Below are 18,426 nucleotides of genomic sequence, written 5' to 3'. Positions count from 1 at the left end.
AATCTTATTATAATACAATTTGAAAATAAGTAAACCGTCAATCGGCACGGCGGACGGTTTATAGAATAAGCAAATCAAGGCTTTTCTTTGCGGCGCGGAGCCTTTATAATAAGAGTATCGGCAAACCCTCAGGCTGTGTTTTCCATACAGCCGGCGGATGCTTATGGAATAAAAGGAGAAAATGATGGCTACATTAACGGAATTACGTGCAAAAAAAGGATTTATATGCGATATGGACGGTGTAATCTACCACGGTAACAAGCTTCTTCCCGGTGTGAAGGAATTTGTGAACTGGCTGTACGCTGAAAAAAAACCATTTTTGTTTTTAACCAATTCGAGCGAGCGTTCTCCCCGCGAGCTGCAGCAGAAGCTCGAGCGTATGGGGCTTGAAATCGACGAAAGCCATTTTTATACCAGCGCGCTTGCAACAGCCAAATTCCTGAAAAAACAATCCAAGAAAAACAGTGTATACGTAATTGGAGATGCAGGCCTTACCAACGCGCTTTATGAGGCGGGAATGACGATCAACGACGTGGATCCGGAATATGTTGTGGTGGGTGAAACGCATAACTACAATTTCAATAACATCTCGCGTGCAGTGCAGCTTGTGCTGCGCGGCGCAAAGCTGATTGGTACCAATCCGGATCTTACAGGCCCGGGCGAGAACGGTATTTTTCCGGCTTGCGGCGCAATGATTTCCCCAATCGAAGTTGCCACGGGAAAAAAGGCGTACTTTATCGGCAAGCCAAATCCGTTGATGATGCGCACAGGGCTAAAGATGCTCGGGCTGCACGCGCAGGAATCGGCAATCATTGGCGACCGTATGGATACGGATATGGTAGCGGGTATTGAATCCGGGCTCGATACGGTTCTGGTATTGTCCGGCGTGAGCACTATGAGTACGCTTGAAGAGTTCCCTTACCGTCCCAATTATGTACTGAACGGCGTTGGAGAGATTGTGCCGGAATAAAAAACGGCCTCATGAAAGCATGAAACAGTTAAAATGGATTTTAATATGCGCAGCGTGCGGAGTTTTCTGCGCGCTGTGTTTTGACATTACGGCGGTTGCGCCTTTTATTTGGGTTGCGCTTGCGCCGGCATTTTTTGTATTCCTGCGCGGGGAAAAAACCTTGCGTCAAACGATATTAAGAACCTCTGCATTTTCGTTTGCGCTTTGCCTTCTGTATTATGTACAGATTTTTTCGCTGGACATCACGTCGCGTACAGGCGCGTCTTCCGGCCCCATACTCTTTTTGGGATGGATTGCGCTGTCGTTTCTTCACGGCGCGGTCTTTACCGCTGTCCTCACCATTGGCGTACGCGTGCGATGCCCTGATTTCCTGCGCGCCCCGCTTGTTTCGGTGCTTTGGGCAGGTGCGGAATGGCTGCTTGGAGCGGGCGTACTCGGTTTGCCCTGCATCCGCCTCGGCCTCACGCAATGGCAGCTTTTACCTGTAACGCAGTCTTCGTCCATTTTTGGCGTGATCTTCATCGGTATGCTCATCGTTCTTGTGAACGTATTGCTCGCGCAAAGCGTACTGCTCAAAAAAAAGGCAGGCAAAACGGCCCGGTTTGCGGGCGCGGCTGCGCTTGTTTTCTTTTTGAACGCAACGCTGGGCATGATTATACTCTCCGGCGGGAAAAATCCGGAGCAGCCGGTAAGCGTCGCCGCGGTACAATTCAACGTCCCTTTCACGCAAAACGAGGGAGAGGGGCGTTTTGAAAAAGCTGCTACGATGGCGCTTACCGCGGCCCAGGAAAAGCCTCAGCTCATCTTCCTGCCTGAAAACACGGTCTACGGTTCCCTTGCTGAGGACGAACAGCTGCAGGAGCGTTTTGCCGCAGTCACGAGGGAAAGCGGCGGCTACCTTTTCACAGGAGTATACGGATTGCACGGCTATAAGCTGCGCAACTCCGTTTTTATGGTCGATCCCTCCGGGCAAATCGGCGGCGTTTATAACAAACAGCACCTTGTTCCTTTTTTTGAGAACGGCTTTGAAAACGAATTTACATTTGAGACCGGTTCGCAGCGCGGGCTTTTTGATACGGCGTATGGAACCGTGGGCGCAGTGATTTGCTTTGAAAGCCTTTTTCCATCGATTACCGCAGAAACGGTACGGGAGGGAGCCGGTCTTCTTTTCGTTGCAACCAACGACTCCTGGTTTACCTCGCAGATCCCTTTGCGCAGGCATTTTGCCGCATCCACGCTGCGCGCACAGGAAACGCGCAGATGGCTTATACAGGCCGGTAACAATGGCATTACCGCGCTTGTTGATCTTTATGGTCAGGCGTCTGCCGGGCTGCCTGCAGATGAAGAAGGCGTTTTGACAGGCGAAATTGAATTTCGTTCCGCGCTGACTCCATACACAATATGGGGAGAGCTATGGATTGTGATTTACGGCGGCGGTATACTTGCGCTGATAATCCTCTTTCGTAAAAAACGGATTTGAAAATACAGCCTGTTTGCACTATACTATAATATTAAGCGAGGTTTTGAATGGACAGCAATAAAGATTTTGTAATACTGACCGCAAACGCGGGTGTCTTGATACAATACCATGGCAAAAAAATATTGGTGGATGCAATGCACAACCGTTATACGCAATATTTTTCCAGCGTGCCGGACGATCTGCTGTTCGACATTGCGCATGGCAAAGACGAGTTTGCACAGATCGACCTGCTGGTGTACACACACGACCATCCTGACCACTACAGCCGCGAATGGACGCAGGAGTTCCTGCGAAACCACCCGGATGCGCAAATGGTCTCCCCCATCTCTGATTTTGAGGGCATGGAAAACGTCTGTATTCTCAGGGACGAATGTGAGGAGTTTTCCCTTCACGGTATCGGCATCCAGGCGCGCCAGCTGACACATGACGGGCTTGAATACGAAGACGTGACCAATTACGGGTATGTTTTTACCATTGACGGCACGCGCATGTCCGTACTTGGCGACAGTGGCTTTGACGCGGACGCAATCTGCGCGCTAACCGGCGCGGGCACAATCGATCTTGCATTTTTCAATTTTCCTTATGTAACGCTTGCGCGCGGCAGGAAAATAATCCATGAGGTCGTGATGCCAAAGCGAATGATCGTATACCATCTCCCTTATGCGGAAAAGGACACGCACGGTTATAAAGAAAGCACGCTCCGTACGCTTGCGCGCTACGATTTACCGCCGGCAGCGGTGTTATATGAAAAAGGCCAAAAAGAATTGATTTAAAAAGGAAACAGTGAGGTTATAAATATGATAGAAGCCAGATGTGGAAGACTATGTTCAAACTGCGGTTATTTTGAAAAATGCGGCGGCTGCGTAAGCCGTGAAAAGCCCGTATGGGCAAGCCGCTGCCCCATCAAAAGCTGCTGCGAGGACAAAAAACTCGCGCACTGTGGTTTGTGCAACGGTTTTCCCTGCAAAAAACTGGTGAAATTTGCCAAGGATAAAGACTATGGCGACGGCGGCCTGAGGATCGGGCAGTGCCGTGCCTGGAAGGAAATTGGCGAGGACGCAGTATACGAGGAGTAATCATATGAAAATGAAACTGGAAGAAGCGATTGAAGGGCGCCGGTCGATTCGCACGCTCGAAAAGGGCGAGCATATCGGCAGGAAAAAGATTGAAGAGATTTTGAAGGTAGCCCGCCATGCCCCCAATTCCTACAACATGCAGGGCAGCAGAGTCGTCGTATTGTTTGATGGCGAAAGCGATCAATTTTGGGATATCACGCGGGATGAATTACGCAAGGTAACGCCGCCGGACGGGTTTGCGCGGACGGAGAAAAAGCTCGACGGCTTTCGCAGCGGCAACGGCACCCTCCTTTTTTACGAGGATATGGACCTTGTGGAGCAAATGAAGGAAAATTTCCCATTGTATGCGGATAAGTTCGACCACTGGGCGCAGCAAAACAATGCAATTTTCCAATATGCCGTATGGCTTGAGCTGTATGCAAACGATATCGCCGCATCGCTCCAGCATTATAATCCCCTGGTAGACGACGCCGTTGCAAAACGCTGGGACATACCGGACGAATGGCTTATGATCGCGCAGATGCCGTTTGGTAAGGCTGCTGAAGAGCCCGCCCCCCGTTCCTTTAAACCCCTGGACGAAATCGTACGATTTTACGAATAATAAAAAACCGTTGCAGCAGTGCAACGGTTTTCTTTTGTCAATTATAAATAATTGCTTGTCTGTCGTTTCCGCCGATAGGCATTTGCTTTTTGAAAAAAGCCCCCGTATGTAAAATCATGGTGTTAGGCGAAGGCTCCCTTACGTTAGGCAAAGCTTCGGCGGAATGACAGTAATTAATCACCAAGATCATATGTAAATTTTATTTTTTGATTTAATAGTTTATCAATTTTGTTTATCTGGCAGTTTGTTCTATGCAAGCATCGCAGCGCCTCCCTTCGTTTGATTGTTTTTAGTATAAACCACATATGTGAACGTATTATGAATGGAAGATGAAGATTAAAGAAAGATTTTAATTTTTCTTCCATTGCCTCAATCGTACAATATGGAGGTTGTCCTGTATCTTTTCTGGTATTTCCGCACAATTTGCGACAGCGTGAAGCAGACCGCAAAATATAAGAGCGCCATCACACCGAATATCGCAAAAATCTGCGTGGTGGAATTATACTGGTTCATCAGTATCATTCCGCGCCCCATCAGCTCCTGGATGGCCATAGCTCCCCACAGGTAGGACGTATCCTTGATGGTGGTCACCATCTGGGACAGCAGTGCGGGAATCATGCTGCGCACCGCCTGGGGGATGATGATGTAAAAATACGCGCCTGCCTTGGAAAACCCCTGGGATTGCGCGGCCTCCCACTGCCCGTTTGGAATTGCATTGATTCCCCCGCGCAGTATTTCTGCAAGTCCGGCGGCAGTAAACAGCGTGAAGGCCAGGATCGCGGAACCCATCGGCGGGATGCGCGCCACAAAAAAAATCAGCATAATCCAAAGCAGCAGCGGAGTATTTTTAAAAATTTCGATATAAACGCCCGCAATGTTTTTCAGCACTTTGTTTTTCGAATTTCTCCCAATCGCAATCACCATGCCAAGTACAATGGCGAGCGCGATTGAAATAGCGGAAATGACCAGGGTGGTAAGCAGCCCCTGAAGAAGGAAACGGATATTTATCCATGTAAATAATACTGACATGTACGTTCCTCCTCTTCCAGTTTAACGTCTTTGCGTTTCTTTTCTTCCAGCCGTTTGGCGAGCCGTGAAATCGGGAAGCACAGGATAAAATACAATATGCCTGCCACAACGTAGGCCGGTCCGTAAAAGCTCGTGCTGTAGGCAAATGAATTGGAAAAATACATCAGTTCCCCGCCCGCGATCAGGGCGAGCACAGATGTGTTTTTAATGAGATTTGCCGCCTGCACGGCAAGCGGTGGCAGCATCGTACGGATTGCCTGAGGCAATATAATATTACGCATGGTTTCCCAGTAGGTAAACCCCTGTGATTTTGCCGCCTCAAACTGTCCTTTCGGTACGGATGCAAGCCCTGAATTCACAACCTCCGACATATATGCCCCATGATAAATCCCAATGCCCACGACGCCGATAAGGAATGTCCCCAGCATAAGGCCAAAAAGGGGCAACACTGCATACAGCACGAATATCTGCAACAGCAAGGGAATGTTCTGTACAATTTCAACATATACGCGGTTGACGCCACGCGGTACCTTATGCTTTGCATAAGACATCATCCCAAATAAAAAACCAAGCGCAAGCGCGATTACCAGGGCCAGCGCAGAAATAATGATCGTATTCAAAAAAGCCTGCAGCAGCGCGTCCCGCTGCTCAAAAAGCGCTTCCCATTTGAATGGTGCAAAAACGTCGTTCATGCTATAACCCCCAGTCGTAAATTTTTTTACTCAACGCGGCTTCGATGCTTCGCGTGCGGGCCCTTCGTTTCCCCCGCGCTTTGCCTTTGTAATGACTGTTTTGCCTGCACACGCCCGTGCTTCGCAAAATAATTTCCAGCCGGTTTATCATCCTATAGTCCCCACTTCTGTTGCAGGGCGGCCATGCGCCCGTCGGCATTCATCTCGCCGATCACGCGGTCTATTTCGGCTGCGAGCTCGTCGTTGCCAAGAGCGCTCGCCACGCCGTATTCCTGCGGCGAGAACTGTTCGTCCAAAAGCTCTGTGGTGCTATCCACATATCCCGCCAATATAGACTCGTCCACAGAAAACGCGTCTATCCTGCCCGCCACAAGGGCAATCTTGATTTCCGGATACGTCGCATATTCGTTGAATTTGAGCGTAATCCCCTCTTCGTCTGCCGCGGCCTGCAGCTTTTCCTTGGTAGTCGCGCTTTGTGCAACTCCAATGGTCTTCCCGTCAAGATCCTTAAAACTTTTGATTCCTGAATCCTTTTTCACCAATACACCGATATGATCTGTATAATATGGCTGGCTGAAATGATAGCTCTTTTTCCGTGAATCCGTAATGGTAAAGGTGGAAAGCGCCGCGTCAAGCGAACCGTTATCAAGCATTGCCCCGCGCGTCGTAACGTTTACGCCCGTAAGGCGCAGGTTATCCTCAGAGCCGGTAATTTCCTTTGCAAGCTCCTTTGCCACATCCACCTCAAAGCCTTCTATCTGCCCTGTTTCCGGGCTTTGGTAGCCAAAGCGCGGTACGTCTATCTTAACGCCCACGCGAAAAACATCGCTCTCCTGCGAACACGCAGTAAACGCAAACAGGCACATGATTCCCAATAAAACGGCAATGATTTTCTTCATAATAGCTTCGCCCCGTTACAGTATCTTACTCAAAAAAGCCTGGATACGCGGATTTTTCGTTTCATCAAACAGCTCCCTGGGCGTGCCGGTATCTACGATCTCCCCTGCCTCCATAAAAACGACTCTGTCTGCCGCTTCCCTGGCAAGGCCCATTTCATGCGTTACGATCACCATTGTGATTTTACTCTTTGCAAGGTCTTTTATTACCTCAAGCACTTCCTGGATCATCTCCGGATCAAGCGCGGAGGTCGGCTCGTCAAATAGTATGATCTGCGGGTGCATATTCAGTGCGCGCGCAATCGCCACACGCTGCTTCTGCCCTCCTGAAAGCTTGGTCGGGTACTGGTCGACTTTGTCGCACAATCCCACTCTTTCGAGATATTCCGCGCCTGTACGTTCCGCCTCTTTCTTTGGTACGTGCTGGATGTGGATGGGCGCGATCGTCACGTTTTCAAGCACGGTTTTATGCGGATACAGGTTGAAATCCTGAAATACCATTGCAACGTCGGCATAGAGCTTGCGCGTATCCACTTTTTTGGCGGTCACGTCGATTCCGTCAACAACAATCGTGCCTTCCGTGGGATGCTCAAGGCCATTGATAGACCGGATGAGCGTACTCTTCCCCGAGCCGGACGGGCCGATAATCACAATTTTTTCTCCTGTCTCGATCTGCAGGTTGACATTTTTAAGCGCGTATACATTTCCAAATTTTTTGGATACGTTTTGAATGGAAATCACAGCTTTTCCCCCTGTTTCATGAAAATTAACCGCCTTATTTATCAGCAGCTTTTCATGAACTTAAACATTTGCATAAAAAAACAGGCGCTGTTTCAAAAAACGCCTGTTTCTGGTTCGCTGTTTTCAATAATGCGTCTGCAAACCGCCGCTGAAAATGCCTGTGGAAATCGCCTGTTACGCCTCCGCGCCTATGGCGTTTACCAGTTCTCCCACGCCGTCCACCACAATCTTAATCTCATCGCCCGGCTGCATCGGCCCGATGCCGCCCGGCGTGCCCGTTGTGATTACATCGCCCGGATAAAGCGTTTTAAAAGCGCTGATATATTCAAGGAGCGTTGGAACATCAAATATAAAATCCTTCGTATTGCCATCCTGCACGGTTTTGCCGTTGAGTACAGCGCGCACGCGCACGGCAGACGGATCGAGCTCTGTCTCTACCCACGGACCAAAGGGGCAGAATGTGTCAAAGCCCTTGCAGCGCTCCCATTGCCCGCCTGTTTCCTGCAGGTCGCGCGCCGTCACGTCGTTCAGGCAGGTATACCCGAAAATATAGTCTGCCGCATCCTCTTTTTTGATATTCCTGCACTTTTTCCCAATCACAAACGCAAGCTCCGCCTCATAATCCAGCCGCTGCGACACCTTTGGCTTTACGATTGTTTCACCCGGATTCAAAACCGAGCTTAAGAGCTTGGAAAACAAAAGCGGTTCCTGTTTGAGGCCCATATCGATCTCCTCCGCATGCTTTCTGTAATTGAGGCCCACCGCGATGATATCCCGGGGCGTACTTGGCGCAAGAAGCCTGCATTCGCTTAATGGAATGCTTTTCCCTGTTCTTGCGATCTCTTCAAACGGTTCCTTTTCCAGCAGGCGCGCCGTATCGTCTGAAAATTCCGCATAAAATATTCCTTCTTTTGTTTCTACCCTTCCAACTCTCATCCCGTTGCTCCCTTCAGTTTCTCCCTATCTTATAGAACGCAAAGAGCGATTCTGCCAGCAACCGCAAATCCTCCCTGCTGCTCAGCCTGGCAACCTCAAAGGGAACCGCGGCCTTATTCGTCGAAAAAATGGCCGTCACGCCTTCCCCATATGCCCTTTCGTAGTTCTTGCCAATATCCCCGACAAACGCCACCACGGGCACGCCGCACTTTTTCGCCCTGCGTGCGATGCCTATTACCGCTTTGCCTTTCAGGCTTTGCCCGTCCAGCATTCCTTCGCCCGTAATAACCATATCCGCGCCTTCAAGCTTTTGCTCGAATCCGGCGGTGTCCAGCATCAGGTCTATGCCCGACTCCAACTGCGCGCCAAAAAAAGCAAGCAAGGGCAGGGCTAACCCTCCCGCCGCGCCTGTTCCCGGCACCCGCGCCAAATCGTTTCCCGTCTTTTCACATATGATATGCGCGAGCTTTCCAAGCACGTAGTCTATCTGCACGATCTGCCCGCCGTCCGCGCCCTTTTGCTTTCCAAATACATTTGCAGCGCCATGCTCCCCGCACAAAACGTTCTGCACGTCGCTTGCGATCAGGAATTCTGTTTCTCCAAGTTCATTTGGAATACCGTTTGCATCGATTGAGCTCAGGCTTTCAAGGCCCCGCGGGGTAAGGGGAACCTCTTTTCCGTCCTTGTCCATAAACCTTATGCCCATCGCTCCCGCCATGCCGGCGCCGCCATCCATCGTGGCGCTTCCCCCAATCCCAAGGATAACCTTCCGGCAGCCTCGATTTACAGCGTCCATAATGAGCTCGCCCGTGCCGTAAGAGGTTGCGTTCATCGGATCCATTGGCTGGCTTGCGAGCATCAACCCGCTCGCTTCCGCCATTTCGATGACCGCAGTGGTTTGATCCGGAAGAATTCCGTAAGAAGCGCAAACCTTTGCAAAATTAGGCCCGGTAACCTCAAGGCTTACCTTATCGCCGCCATTGCTTTGCAGGTATGCGTCCACCATGCCCTCGCCGCCGTCGGCAATGGGTATCCTCACCACCTGCGTATCCGGCAGGCTTTTCAGAATACTCTGCTCCACGATTGCACAGAACTCCATAGAGCTGATCGTTCCTTTGAAGGAATCAGGCGCGATGACAATCTTCATATCAAAAATCCCCTTATTTTTACTTTTCGCTTTTTTGCTCCGCCTGTTTGAGGAGCTTCATCAGGGAAACGCTCTCCGATACATTATCCGTCCGGTTGCAGTTTTCCCACTGAGTCCATGTATACTCCACGCCAATAAAACCTTTGTACTGCGTTCTTTGCATCTCCCTTATGACCGCGTCATAATCGATCGTGTTTTCCTCGAGTACGGTCTGAAGCTTACCTTTTGCCGCAGAGCGTGCGTGGAAGTGCGACGCATACGCAATGAGCGGCCGTACCCGTTCGTCCGGAATGCCCACCTTGGTGAAATGCGTATAATCGAGCGTAAGCGTCAGGCCGTCCGTATCGCGCACCAGCTGCGCCGCCTGCTCCGGCGTCTCGGCAATCGAACCGAGGTGCGCCTCCACGCTGAACACGAGGCCCGCGTCCTTAGCGCGGCTTACTCTCCAAAGCAGTTCTTCCACCGCCCGCTCATAGGAGCGTTCGTAAGCTTCTCCTTCAAAATGCACACCCGGCAGGCATGTAATGTGTCTGCTGCCCGCCGCAAGGGCATACTCAACCAGCTTTTCAAACTGCCCGCGTTCCCCGCTGCGTATATGCGCATCCGGATGATTGACCGCTTTTACAGAAAAATCAAGATCGCTTTGCAGGAAGACGTCCGCAACCGCGATTTGTGCGCGGCTGACGCTTTCAGCAAGCGCCTCTCCGCCCCTTTGTGGATTTTTAAAAACATCCGAAGGCTGCAGGTGCGACCTGTCCTCAAACAAGCCGATATCCACTCCGTCAAAGCCCATCAGATGAATTAATTCTAAAGCATTTTGATGCGGAAGTAAAGGAAATGTGAAATCCGCACACGCATATCTGTAACCCATACGTTTTCCTCCCTTATTGATCCTCTTGTTCCTTTTTACATTGATCGCATTTATATCCACAGTATTCCGCCGGGCAATAGCATACGCCCTCCTCGAATGCCAGCTTGAGCCCGCAGATGGGGCAAACGTCGCTGCATTCCGGTTTCCTTTTCAGCATTTCAAATCTCCTTTTTGTATTCAGATAGCGTGATGCCGCTGTCCTAATCCGGACAGCGGCACAATCATCAGGTTTCTTTTATCAGATGTGGATCGGCTGTCCGTCCGCGATGTGCGCGGCTTCCATAATGGCCTCGCTTACCGTTGGATGAGGATGCACCACGCGCGCCATCTCCTCTACAGTCATCTCCATTTGAAGGTATGCGGCGGCTCCCCAAACCATTTCCGTCACATGGATGCCCGTCATATGCACGCCCAGGAGCTGCCCGTATTTTTGATCGTACACAAGCTTTACAAAGCCCGTATCGTCCCCATAGGAAATCGCTTTTCCGTTGGCCGACAGTGGAAATACCGCCGTTTTTACGTCATAGCCTTTTTCCTTTGCTTTTTCTTCCGTAAGCCCCGCGCTTGCCGCTTCAGGAAGCGCATAGGTGCATTTGGGAATGCTGTCGTAATCGAGCGGAGCTGAATGCTTACCGCAAATATCCTCCACCGCGCGCATTCCCTGCGCGCTGGCAGTATGCGCGAGCGCAAGCTTACCCGTTACGTCTCCAATCGCGTATACGCCCGGAACGTTCGTACGCATTGCATCGTCAATTTCGAGATAACCGCGTCTGTCCAGCCTGAAACCAGCCTGCTCGAGATTCAAGCCTTCCGTATTCGGACGCACGCCGGTCGCTGCAAGTATCATTTCGCTCTCGATATGGAACGTTTTTCCGTCCTTTTCAAATTCCGCTTTCACGGTTTTTCCGTCGTTTTGGACGCTTACAAGCTTTGTGCCCGTGTGTACGTCAAAGCCCCGTTTACAAAATTCCTTTTCCACCAGCGCGGAAACCTCCGCATCCTCGTTTGGCAGGACGCGCGGCAGCATTTCTACGATGTGTACCCGGGCTCCGTAGGAGCGGAACACGGTCGCAAACTCCATGCCGATGGCGCCCGCCCCAATAATCATAATGCTCTGCGGAGCTTTTTCAAGCTGCAGCGCCTTTTTGGAGTCAAGCACGTTTGGTTTTCCATAGTCGAGGATTGGCAGCGCAAACGGTTTGCTGCCCGTCGCAATGATGATATTTTTTGCTGTCAGCCTTTCCTTTGACTTTTCAAGCAAAAGCTCTTTTTTCCCTGCAAAGGACGCGGTATCTTTATAAACAGTGATCTTATTTTTTTTCATCAGGTATTCGATGCCCTTCACAAGCCTTGCGCTTACCTGCCTGCTGCGTTCGTATGCCTTCCCGTAATCCGCCCTGACGTCCTTAACCGAAAAACCGAATCTTTCCCCCTCGCCAAGATCCCGCACAAGCTCCGCGTTTCGCAGGAGGGATTTTGTGGGAATACAGCCCCAGTTGAGGCATACTCCTCCAAGGTTATCCTTTTCTACGACTGCCGTCTTTTTCCCTGCGAGAGCGGCTTTAATTGCCGCCACATACCCGCCCGGGCCGCCGCCAATCACAATTACATCATAATTCGTCATTTTTCCCACTCCATTATATCAGCAATTCAGGCATTTCCACAAATTCCCTGAAATCCCTCAGAAATTTTGCCGCGGGCGCGCCGTCCACTATCCGATGGTCGAACACCAGCGTCATCTGGAACGTCGTCGTGAGCTTTGGCTGCCCGTTTTCGTCCGGCACAAATACTTTCTTAAGCGCGCCGATCCCCATAATGCAGCATTCCGGCGGATTGATGATGGGCGCAAATTCCTCGACGCCAAACATCCCAAGGTTTGTAATCGTAAATGTTCCGCCCGTCATTGCGTCTGCGGCAAGCCTTGACTGCTGCGCGTCTTCCACCATGCCCGCGAGGTTTTCCGATACCTCCAGCAGGCTTTTTTTGTCCGCGTTTTTAATGACCGGAACCATAAGGCCCTTTTCCGTATCCACTGCCACACCGACGTTAATATCGCGTTTTACAAGGAAGTTATCCCCTTCCAATATCGTATTGATATTGCGGTGCTTTTGGAGGGCTTTTGCAGCAATTTTTGCAAGGATTGCATCCATGCTGATCTTAATGCCCTTTTCTTTGTATTTTGCCCGCAGGCGGAGAAGGGCGGTTGCATCCGCCGTAGTATTAAGCCCGACGCAAGGCTTTTCAAGCGTGCTCTGCGTCATTCTCGCGGCAATCGTCCTGCGGATTGGGCTCATTGGAATCACTTCAAGGTTCCCACCCGCAGCAGGCGCGCACGCCGCTCCGCTTTCTAAAAACCGCAGCACATCGTTTTTCACGATGCGCCCGCCCTGAACCGACGGAGGGATTATATGAAAATCGATTCCGTTTTCCTGCGCGATTTTTTTTGCGAGCGGGGATACGCGCACGCGCGCGCCGCTGCTTCCAATCCTTGCGGGTGCGGGAGCCACCGGCGTGTGGGCTTCCTTTTCCGTCTCTTCCTGCGCCGGCTCTTCCTTTAATACCGGTGTTTCTTCTTTTTGTGGATCGTATTCTTCCCCTTCATCTACCAGAACCATGATGTCGCTGTTGCATTCCACTGTTTCCCCTTCGGAAACGAGCAGCTGCGCGACAATTCCGGATTCCGTCGCATAGATTTCCTGCGTTGATTTATCTGTCTCCGCCTCGATGATCGCATCTCCGTCGGCTACCTTGTCGCCGACCTTCACCAGCCATTTCGCAATCACGGCTTCGGTCATGTTTACGCCTATTTTAGGCAAAGCCATTTTTCTAGCCATAATCCTACCCTCTCACTATTTGTCGCTTAAAACCGTATAAACGGCGTCTTTAATTTTCTGTTCATTTGGAATACACAGGTCCTCAAGCCCTTTATTGTAAGGCATGGGAACATTAAGCGCGCCTACGCGCACCGGCGGTGCATCCAAAAGGTCGAATCCGCGGTCTATGATCTCAGAGACAATATCCCCGGCAAGTCCGCCGCGCAGGTTTGCCTCCTGGCAAACCACCACGCGGTTTGTTTTGGCAATGGAGTTCATTACTGTTTCATAATCAAGCGGAAGCAGGGAAATAAGGTCGATCACCTCGCAGGAGATCCCCTCTTTTTCCAGTTCCTCAGCCGCTTTTTTGGCCTTGCGCGCCATCATGGAATATGCGACGATCGTAACGTCGCTGCCCTCGCGCCTGATAGCTGCCTTGCCAAACGGAACCGTAAAGGTTTCGCCCTCGTCGCCTTCAGGCACCTCGCCCTTGATTTGATAGCTTCTCTTATGTTCAAAGAATATGACAGGATTATCGTCGCGCAGCGCAGTTTTCATAATTCCCTTAACGTCATAGGGCTCGATGGGGGCCACTACTTTAAAGCCCGGCACATGGTTAAACCATGCCTCAAAGGACTGGGAATGCTGTGCGGCGATACCGCCGCCTGCGCCAAACGGCGCGCGTATCACGAGCGGCATATGTACTTTGCCGCCAAACATATAACGCATCTTTGCCGCCATATTCACAAGCTGATCCATCCCGAGCGTAATCCAGTCGGAATACAGCACCTCGATCACCGGGCGCAGGCCCGTTGCCGCAGCTCCCACGCCTGCGCCTACAAACGCAGGTTCCGAGATCGGCGTATCGATCACACGATCTTTTCCATATAAGTTCATCAGGTCCAGCGTAATGCCAAACGGGCCGCCGCGAACGCCGATATCGCATCCCATCATGATGATCGTGGGATCTATTTTCATTTCTTCCTTAAAGGCCTCGTTGAGCGCCTGTCTTACAGTTATAACAGCCATTTCTATTTCCTCCAAACTCTCTTTAGTAGATGATCTCGCCATCCGCATAGATATCGTCATATAACGTATCCGCAGGCGGCTCGGTGCATTCGTTCTGTGCGTAATTGATTGCGTCCGCAATTTCATCGATAGCAGACTGCTGTATCTCATCCACCTGTTTTTCCGTAAGGAGGCCTTCCGCAATAAAGTATTCCCTCATGCGTTTTACCGGCTCGTATTCCCAGAACACCTGCGCCGCATCAAGGTCGCGGTACCACTGGTCATCTGCCACAAAATGTCCCAGCAGGCGGATGAAACGCGCTTCGATCAGTGTTGGGCCGCCGCCGTTCTTTGCTTTTTCAACAGCTTTTTTGACCGCCTTATATACCTCAAATACGTTAAATCCGTCAATCTGGACGCCTTCGATACCATATCCGACCGCGCGTTTGTAAAGATCCGTTTCCTTTGCAACCCAGCCGATTTCTGTTGCAATCGCATACTGGTTGTTCTCGATCAGGAAAATTGCCGGCAGGTTCCATGCCGCCGCCATATTGAGAGATTCATGCCAAACGCCCTGGTTGGTTCCGCCATCTCCGTGGAAGCAGATCGTAACGCGTCCGTTTTTAAGCACGTTGGCTGAAATCGCGCTGCCCAGTGCAATAGGCATTCCGCTCCCGACGATTCCCGTTGCGCCAAGCATTCCGATATCAACGTCCGCGATGTGCATCGAGCCGCCTTTCCCGCGGTTCAGCCCCTCGTATTTCCCGTGGAGTTCCGCCATCATGGCGCGTACATCCCCGCCTTTTGCGATGGTATGCCCATGCCCCCTGTGCGTGGACGTAATAAAATCTTCCTTGCTGAGGTTCGCGCACGCACCCACTGCAATCGCTTCCGCTCCTACATAAGAATGCGCCAGCCCGTAAATCTCATTTTTCATCCATAAAGTGCGTACCTGCGTATCAAATTCGCGAATCAGGCACATGGTACGGAACATCTTTTTCTGTTCTTCCAGTGAAAATCCTTCAGGCGCCTTCAAATCTGTTAAAGCAGGAAGCGCCTTCTTTACAAAGTCTTTTGTCTTCTTATCCATCATCTCATACCTCTTCTGTTCTGATTTAGTCTTCCCGCCTTACCTGCACGCCCGCAAGCGTTTCGTAATGGCGGATGATTGCATCGTGGTCGTTTGCCTGCATTCCTGCTGCCCTGAGCCCCTGCATGATCTCCATAACCTCCGCTGTCAGCGGAATGGGAGAATTGACCGAATGTGCACAGTCAAGCGCGTTCTGCAGGTCTTTGATGTGCAGCTCGATACGGAACCCCGGATTGAAATTTCCGTCAAGCACCATGGGCATTTTTGCATCGAGTACCGTGGAACCGGCAAGTCCGCCGCGGATTGCGTGATAGACCTTTTCCGGATCTACGCCGCTTTTTTTCGCAAGCACCATAGCCTCGCTCATCGCAGCGATATTGAGCGCAACGATAATCTGGTTTGCAAGCTTTGTAACGTTTCCACTTCCGACCTCTCCTACGAGCACGGCTGAGCTTCCCATCTTAAGCAGGATATCATGGACTTTTTCAAACGCGTCCGCATCGCCGCCCACCATGATGGCAAGCGTTCCTTCAACTGCTTTCGGTTCTCCGCCGGACACCGGCGCGTCCAGAAATGCGATCTTCTTCTTTGTGCATTCCTGCGCAACCTCTTTGGAAGCAATCGGCGAAATGGAGCTCATATCTACGACAATCGTTCCTTCCTTTGCATGCGCGAGCACGCCTTCCTCCGAAAGCATGACCGTTTTGACATGTGGCGAATTGGGCAGCATCGTAATCACGACCTGCGCATCCTTCACCGCGTCTGCGATGGAGTCCGCTGCACGGGCGCCGCACTTTGCAACCTCTTGCACCGCGCTTTCCGCCACGTCGTACACCGCAAGCCCATAGCCCGCTTTGAGGAGATTTTTTGCCATTGGTTTTCCCATAATTCCAAGTCCGATAAAACCTATCTGTGTCATAATTCCGCTCCTTTTCCGTTTATTTCTTTGCCGAATAGGTGAAGGTTTCACCCGGATCCATAATCACCGGCGTAGGCGATCCACTTCCATTCCTGTCCTTCATCAGGTTCAGAAGTTCTTCAAATTCTTTTACATCCCTGTTGTCCTTATTGGTATAGTGGCAGGCCACCGCGTATTCCAGTCCCAGCCATTGGCTTGCCAGCGCCGCCTCGTATGGCGTCATTTCGCCCGTGAGGAACTCCGGCAGGAAATCAAAACAGTTTTCAATCGTTACATTCATCAGGCCAACGTGCGGCTGGTGAAGCTCTCCAATCAGTTTCATGTCCGAAAACAGCGCTGTATCGCTCGCGTTATAAACCTTTGTGCCATCCGGCAGATAGATGATAAAGCCAAGCGCAAATCCGTCCATTGCCGTACCGTCGGATAGCCGTACGGAGGAACGGTGCATACTCACCACCGGACGCACCTTAATGCCGCACTGCTGCACGGTAAGCCCCCAAACGCTGTTTGTGATCTGTTTTGGATCCACTCCCTGGTCGATGAGCAGATTCATGGTTTCGCCGCCGCAAATAATTTTGCTGCCATCCCGTTTGGCGATCTTTTCCGTATCCTTCATATGGTCGAACGCACCGTGGCTGGCGAGGATAAGGTCTATCTTCGGCAGGTCCTTTGTTTTCATTGGCGCCGTACTGTTATCGTCGATGTACGGATCGATCAAAATCGTAGTGCCATCCGACGCTGTGATCAAAAATGTGGAAAATCCAAAAAACTGAAATTTGTTCATACGCTGCTCCTTTTTATAGACTTGCTTAATTTATCGTTAAACTGAATGTTTAAAAAAAAATCAATTTCTCTTTTTTCACAATTTTACATTAAAATGTGGCTTACAGGAGTTTAATCAGGAGTTTTAATTTTCTTTAACGGAATCAATTTAGTTTATCGATAAATCAATTTTAATACCAAACGAAAACAAAGTCAATACAATTTACGATTTTTATTGAAAAAAATATCAGGTAGACTCGCGAAGCACCAGTTCGGGCTTCAAAACAACATCGATATGAAGGTCTTTATCCTTTGTGATCATTTCGATCAGCATCTGCGCTCCAAGCTCGCCAATCCTGTACTTTGGCTGGCGCACCGTGGTAAGCGGTACGCGCAGGTATTTGGCAAACTCAATATCGTCGTATGAAGCAAGGCGGATATCCTCAGGGATTCTGTAGCCTTTTTCAATAATGCTGTTCATAGCGCCGACCGCGATCATATCGCAACCACAGAATACGGTTTCCACAGGCTCGCCTGCGTCAAGGATATGCGACATCTGGTGGTAGCCCTCGTCAAAGCTTGGGTTTACGTTATAAACAATGCTCTTGTCAAACGCAATGCCGTTCGCCTCAAGCGCCTCGCGGTAGCCGCGCTCACGTTCTGCGGCGGTGGTGATGCTTTTTGCGATATTGATGAAGTGGATCCGTTTGCTGTTGGTTTTGATCAGATGATTGATCATCTGGCAGGTGCCGTAAACATTATCGTTGATTACGTAATTGCCCGATTCGTATTCGCATTTTCTGAGCAAAAACAGATAAGGGATGCCAAAGGAATCGAGAAAACTTTTGTGTTCTTCTCCTGTCAGCATGGAGGTTGCAAGCATAAAGCCGTCAATCCGGTGGCTCACAAGCGTACGCACCGCTTCTTTTTCCTTCTCTACGTTGGAATGCGCGTCGGCGAGGATAATGCTATAGCCCTTTTCAGACGCCACTTTTTCGACGCCCTCGATCACCGGCGCGAACAATGACAGCGTAGAATCTGAAATGACGAGGCCAAGTGTCTTTGTCTCGTTGGTACGCAGGCTTTTCGCGATGGAATTCGGCCTGTAGTTAAGCTCTTCAACGAGCTTCTTCACCTTCCGCGTCGTTTCCTCGCTGATGCTGCGGTCTCCCCGCAGGGCTTTAGACACTGCAGTTGCGGATATATTCAGTTTCTCGCCTATTGTTTTGAGCGTAACCGGCTTCTTTCCTGCCAAGTTTCCTTCCTCCATGTCTTTTTTCTGCTTTTTCTTACTTGAATCATATCATTGAATCGAGGGCAAGTCAACAAAACAAGCAAAATTTACTTAAACGTAAAACTAGTTTCTGTTATCGCATTTATCGCCCTTTATAAAGA

General features: G+C 50.5%; 20 protein-coding genes. 5 read left to right on the top strand and 15 right to left on the bottom strand.

Annotated elements, in window-relative coordinates; translation table 11 throughout:
- The first annotated feature begins 184 nt into the window (after positions 1 to 184).
- The 5 genes from CHK_RS11550 to CHK_RS11530 are packed head-to-tail and all read left to right on the top strand — an operon-like array spanning position 185 to position 4,127.
- On the top strand, positions 185 to 970 hold the full coding sequence (locus tag CHK_RS11550; RefSeq protein WP_330379265.1) for an HAD-IIA family hydrolase: 786 nt from the start codon (positions 185 to 187) through the stop codon (positions 968 to 970).
- 19 nt (positions 971 to 989) lie between these two features.
- Positions 990 to 2,450: an apolipoprotein N-acyltransferase gene (lnt, locus tag CHK_RS11545; RefSeq protein WP_131924675.1), complete on the top strand. Its 1,461-nt coding sequence runs from the start codon at positions 990 to 992 to the stop codon at positions 2,448 to 2,450.
- A gap of 47 nt (positions 2,451 to 2,497) precedes the next feature.
- The gene (locus CHK_RS11540; RefSeq protein WP_046444187.1) at positions 2,498 to 3,223 is read left to right on the top strand and encodes an MBL fold metallo-hydrolase; all 726 of its coding nucleotides are present in this window, start codon (positions 2,498 to 2,500) and stop codon (positions 3,221 to 3,223) included.
- A 24-nt stretch (positions 3,224 to 3,247) separates the two neighbouring features.
- The gene (locus CHK_RS11535) at positions 3,248 to 3,526 is read left to right on the top strand and encodes a DUF3795 domain-containing protein (RefSeq protein WP_046444186.1); all 279 of its coding nucleotides are present in this window, start codon (positions 3,248 to 3,250) and stop codon (positions 3,524 to 3,526) included.
- Between the two features lie 4 nt (positions 3,527 to 3,530).
- Entirely contained in the window at positions 3,531 to 4,127 is a 597-nt protein-coding gene (locus tag CHK_RS11530; RefSeq protein WP_046444185.1) for a nitroreductase family protein, read from the top strand.
- Between the two features lie 369 nt (positions 4,128 to 4,496).
- Here the strand turns inward: CHK_RS11530 and CHK_RS11525 are convergent, their stop codons facing one another.
- The 15 genes from CHK_RS11525 to CHK_RS11460 form a co-directional block, all read right to left on the bottom strand.
- Positions 4,497 to 5,156, bottom strand: a complete 660-nt coding sequence (locus CHK_RS11525) for an amino acid ABC transporter permease (RefSeq protein ID WP_046444184.1) — start codon at positions 5,154 to 5,156, stop codon at positions 4,497 to 4,499.
- Entirely contained in the window at positions 5,132 to 5,848 is a 717-nt protein-coding gene (locus tag CHK_RS11520) for an amino acid ABC transporter permease (protein WP_046444183.1), read from the bottom strand. Before CHK_RS11520 ends, CHK_RS11525 begins: the two co-directional genes overlap by 25 nt.
- Before the next feature lie 152 nt (positions 5,849 to 6,000).
- Positions 6,001 to 6,747 carry a transporter substrate-binding domain-containing protein gene (locus CHK_RS11515; RefSeq protein WP_046444182.1) on the bottom strand — a complete coding sequence of 249 codons (747 nt, stop codon included), beginning with the start codon at positions 6,745 to 6,747 and terminating at the stop codon, positions 6,001 to 6,003.
- A gap of 15 nt (positions 6,748 to 6,762) precedes the next feature.
- Positions 6,763 to 7,485: an amino acid ABC transporter ATP-binding protein gene (locus CHK_RS11510; RefSeq protein ID WP_046444181.1), complete on the bottom strand. Its 723-nt coding sequence runs from the start codon at positions 7,483 to 7,485 to the stop codon at positions 6,763 to 6,765.
- Between the two features lie 174 nt (positions 7,486 to 7,659).
- Entirely contained in the window at positions 7,660 to 8,421 is a 762-nt protein-coding gene (locus tag CHK_RS11505) for a fumarylacetoacetate hydrolase family protein (protein WP_046444180.1), read from the bottom strand.
- A 13-nt stretch (positions 8,422 to 8,434) separates the two neighbouring features.
- Positions 8,435 to 9,568 (bottom strand): glycerate kinase, encoded by a 1,134-nt coding sequence (locus CHK_RS11500; protein ID WP_046444179.1) that lies wholly within the window; start codon positions 9,566 to 9,568, stop codon positions 8,435 to 8,437.
- A 19-nt stretch (positions 9,569 to 9,587) separates the two neighbouring features.
- The gene (locus CHK_RS11495; RefSeq protein WP_046444178.1) at positions 9,588 to 10,439 is read right to left on the bottom strand and encodes a sugar phosphate isomerase/epimerase family protein; all 852 of its coding nucleotides are present in this window, start codon (positions 10,437 to 10,439) and stop codon (positions 9,588 to 9,590) included.
- Between the two features lie 13 nt (positions 10,440 to 10,452).
- Positions 10,453 to 10,596, bottom strand: a complete 144-nt coding sequence (locus tag CHK_RS16665; RefSeq protein ID WP_156415075.1) for a hypothetical protein — start codon at positions 10,594 to 10,596, stop codon at positions 10,453 to 10,455.
- 81 nt (positions 10,597 to 10,677) lie between these two features.
- Positions 10,678 to 12,063: a dihydrolipoyl dehydrogenase gene (gene lpdA / locus CHK_RS11490; protein ID WP_046444177.1), complete on the bottom strand. Its 1,386-nt coding sequence runs from the start codon at positions 12,061 to 12,063 to the stop codon at positions 10,678 to 10,680.
- A gap of 13 nt (positions 12,064 to 12,076) precedes the next feature.
- Entirely contained in the window at positions 12,077 to 13,273 is a 1,197-nt protein-coding gene (locus CHK_RS11485) for a dihydrolipoamide acetyltransferase family protein (RefSeq protein WP_046444176.1), read from the bottom strand.
- A 15-nt stretch (positions 13,274 to 13,288) separates the two neighbouring features.
- Complete coding sequence (locus CHK_RS11480) at positions 13,289 to 14,281, bottom strand: alpha-ketoacid dehydrogenase subunit beta (RefSeq protein ID WP_046444175.1); 993 nt, start codon at positions 14,279 to 14,281, stop codon at positions 13,289 to 13,291.
- A gap of 22 nt (positions 14,282 to 14,303) precedes the next feature.
- Positions 14,304 to 15,350 carry a thiamine pyrophosphate-dependent dehydrogenase E1 component subunit alpha gene (locus CHK_RS11475; protein WP_242844871.1) on the bottom strand — a complete coding sequence of 349 codons (1,047 nt, stop codon included), beginning with the start codon at positions 15,348 to 15,350 and terminating at the stop codon, positions 14,304 to 14,306.
- A gap of 25 nt (positions 15,351 to 15,375) precedes the next feature.
- Positions 15,376 to 16,269: a 2-hydroxy-3-oxopropionate reductase gene (garR, locus tag CHK_RS11470; protein WP_046444174.1), complete on the bottom strand. Its 894-nt coding sequence runs from the start codon at positions 16,267 to 16,269 to the stop codon at positions 15,376 to 15,378.
- Positions 16,270 to 16,288: 19 nt separating this feature from the next.
- Positions 16,289 to 17,053, bottom strand: a complete 765-nt coding sequence (locus tag CHK_RS11465; RefSeq protein WP_052740545.1) for an MBL fold metallo-hydrolase — start codon at positions 17,051 to 17,053, stop codon at positions 16,289 to 16,291.
- A gap of 225 nt (positions 17,054 to 17,278) precedes the next feature.
- A complete protein-coding gene (locus CHK_RS11460; protein WP_160295647.1) occupies positions 17,279 to 18,286 on the bottom strand; it encodes a LacI family DNA-binding transcriptional regulator in 1,008 nt (335 codons plus the stop codon).
- Positions 18,287 to 18,426: the final 140 nt, after the last annotated feature.

The sequence above is a fragment of the Christensenella hongkongensis genome, assembly GCF_000981035.1.
Lineage (GTDB): Bacteria > Bacillota > Clostridia > Christensenellales > Christensenellaceae > Christensenella > Christensenella hongkongensis.
The sequence above is the reverse complement of the archived record's forward strand: the minus strand, read 5'-3'. Positions and strand labels throughout refer to the sequence as shown.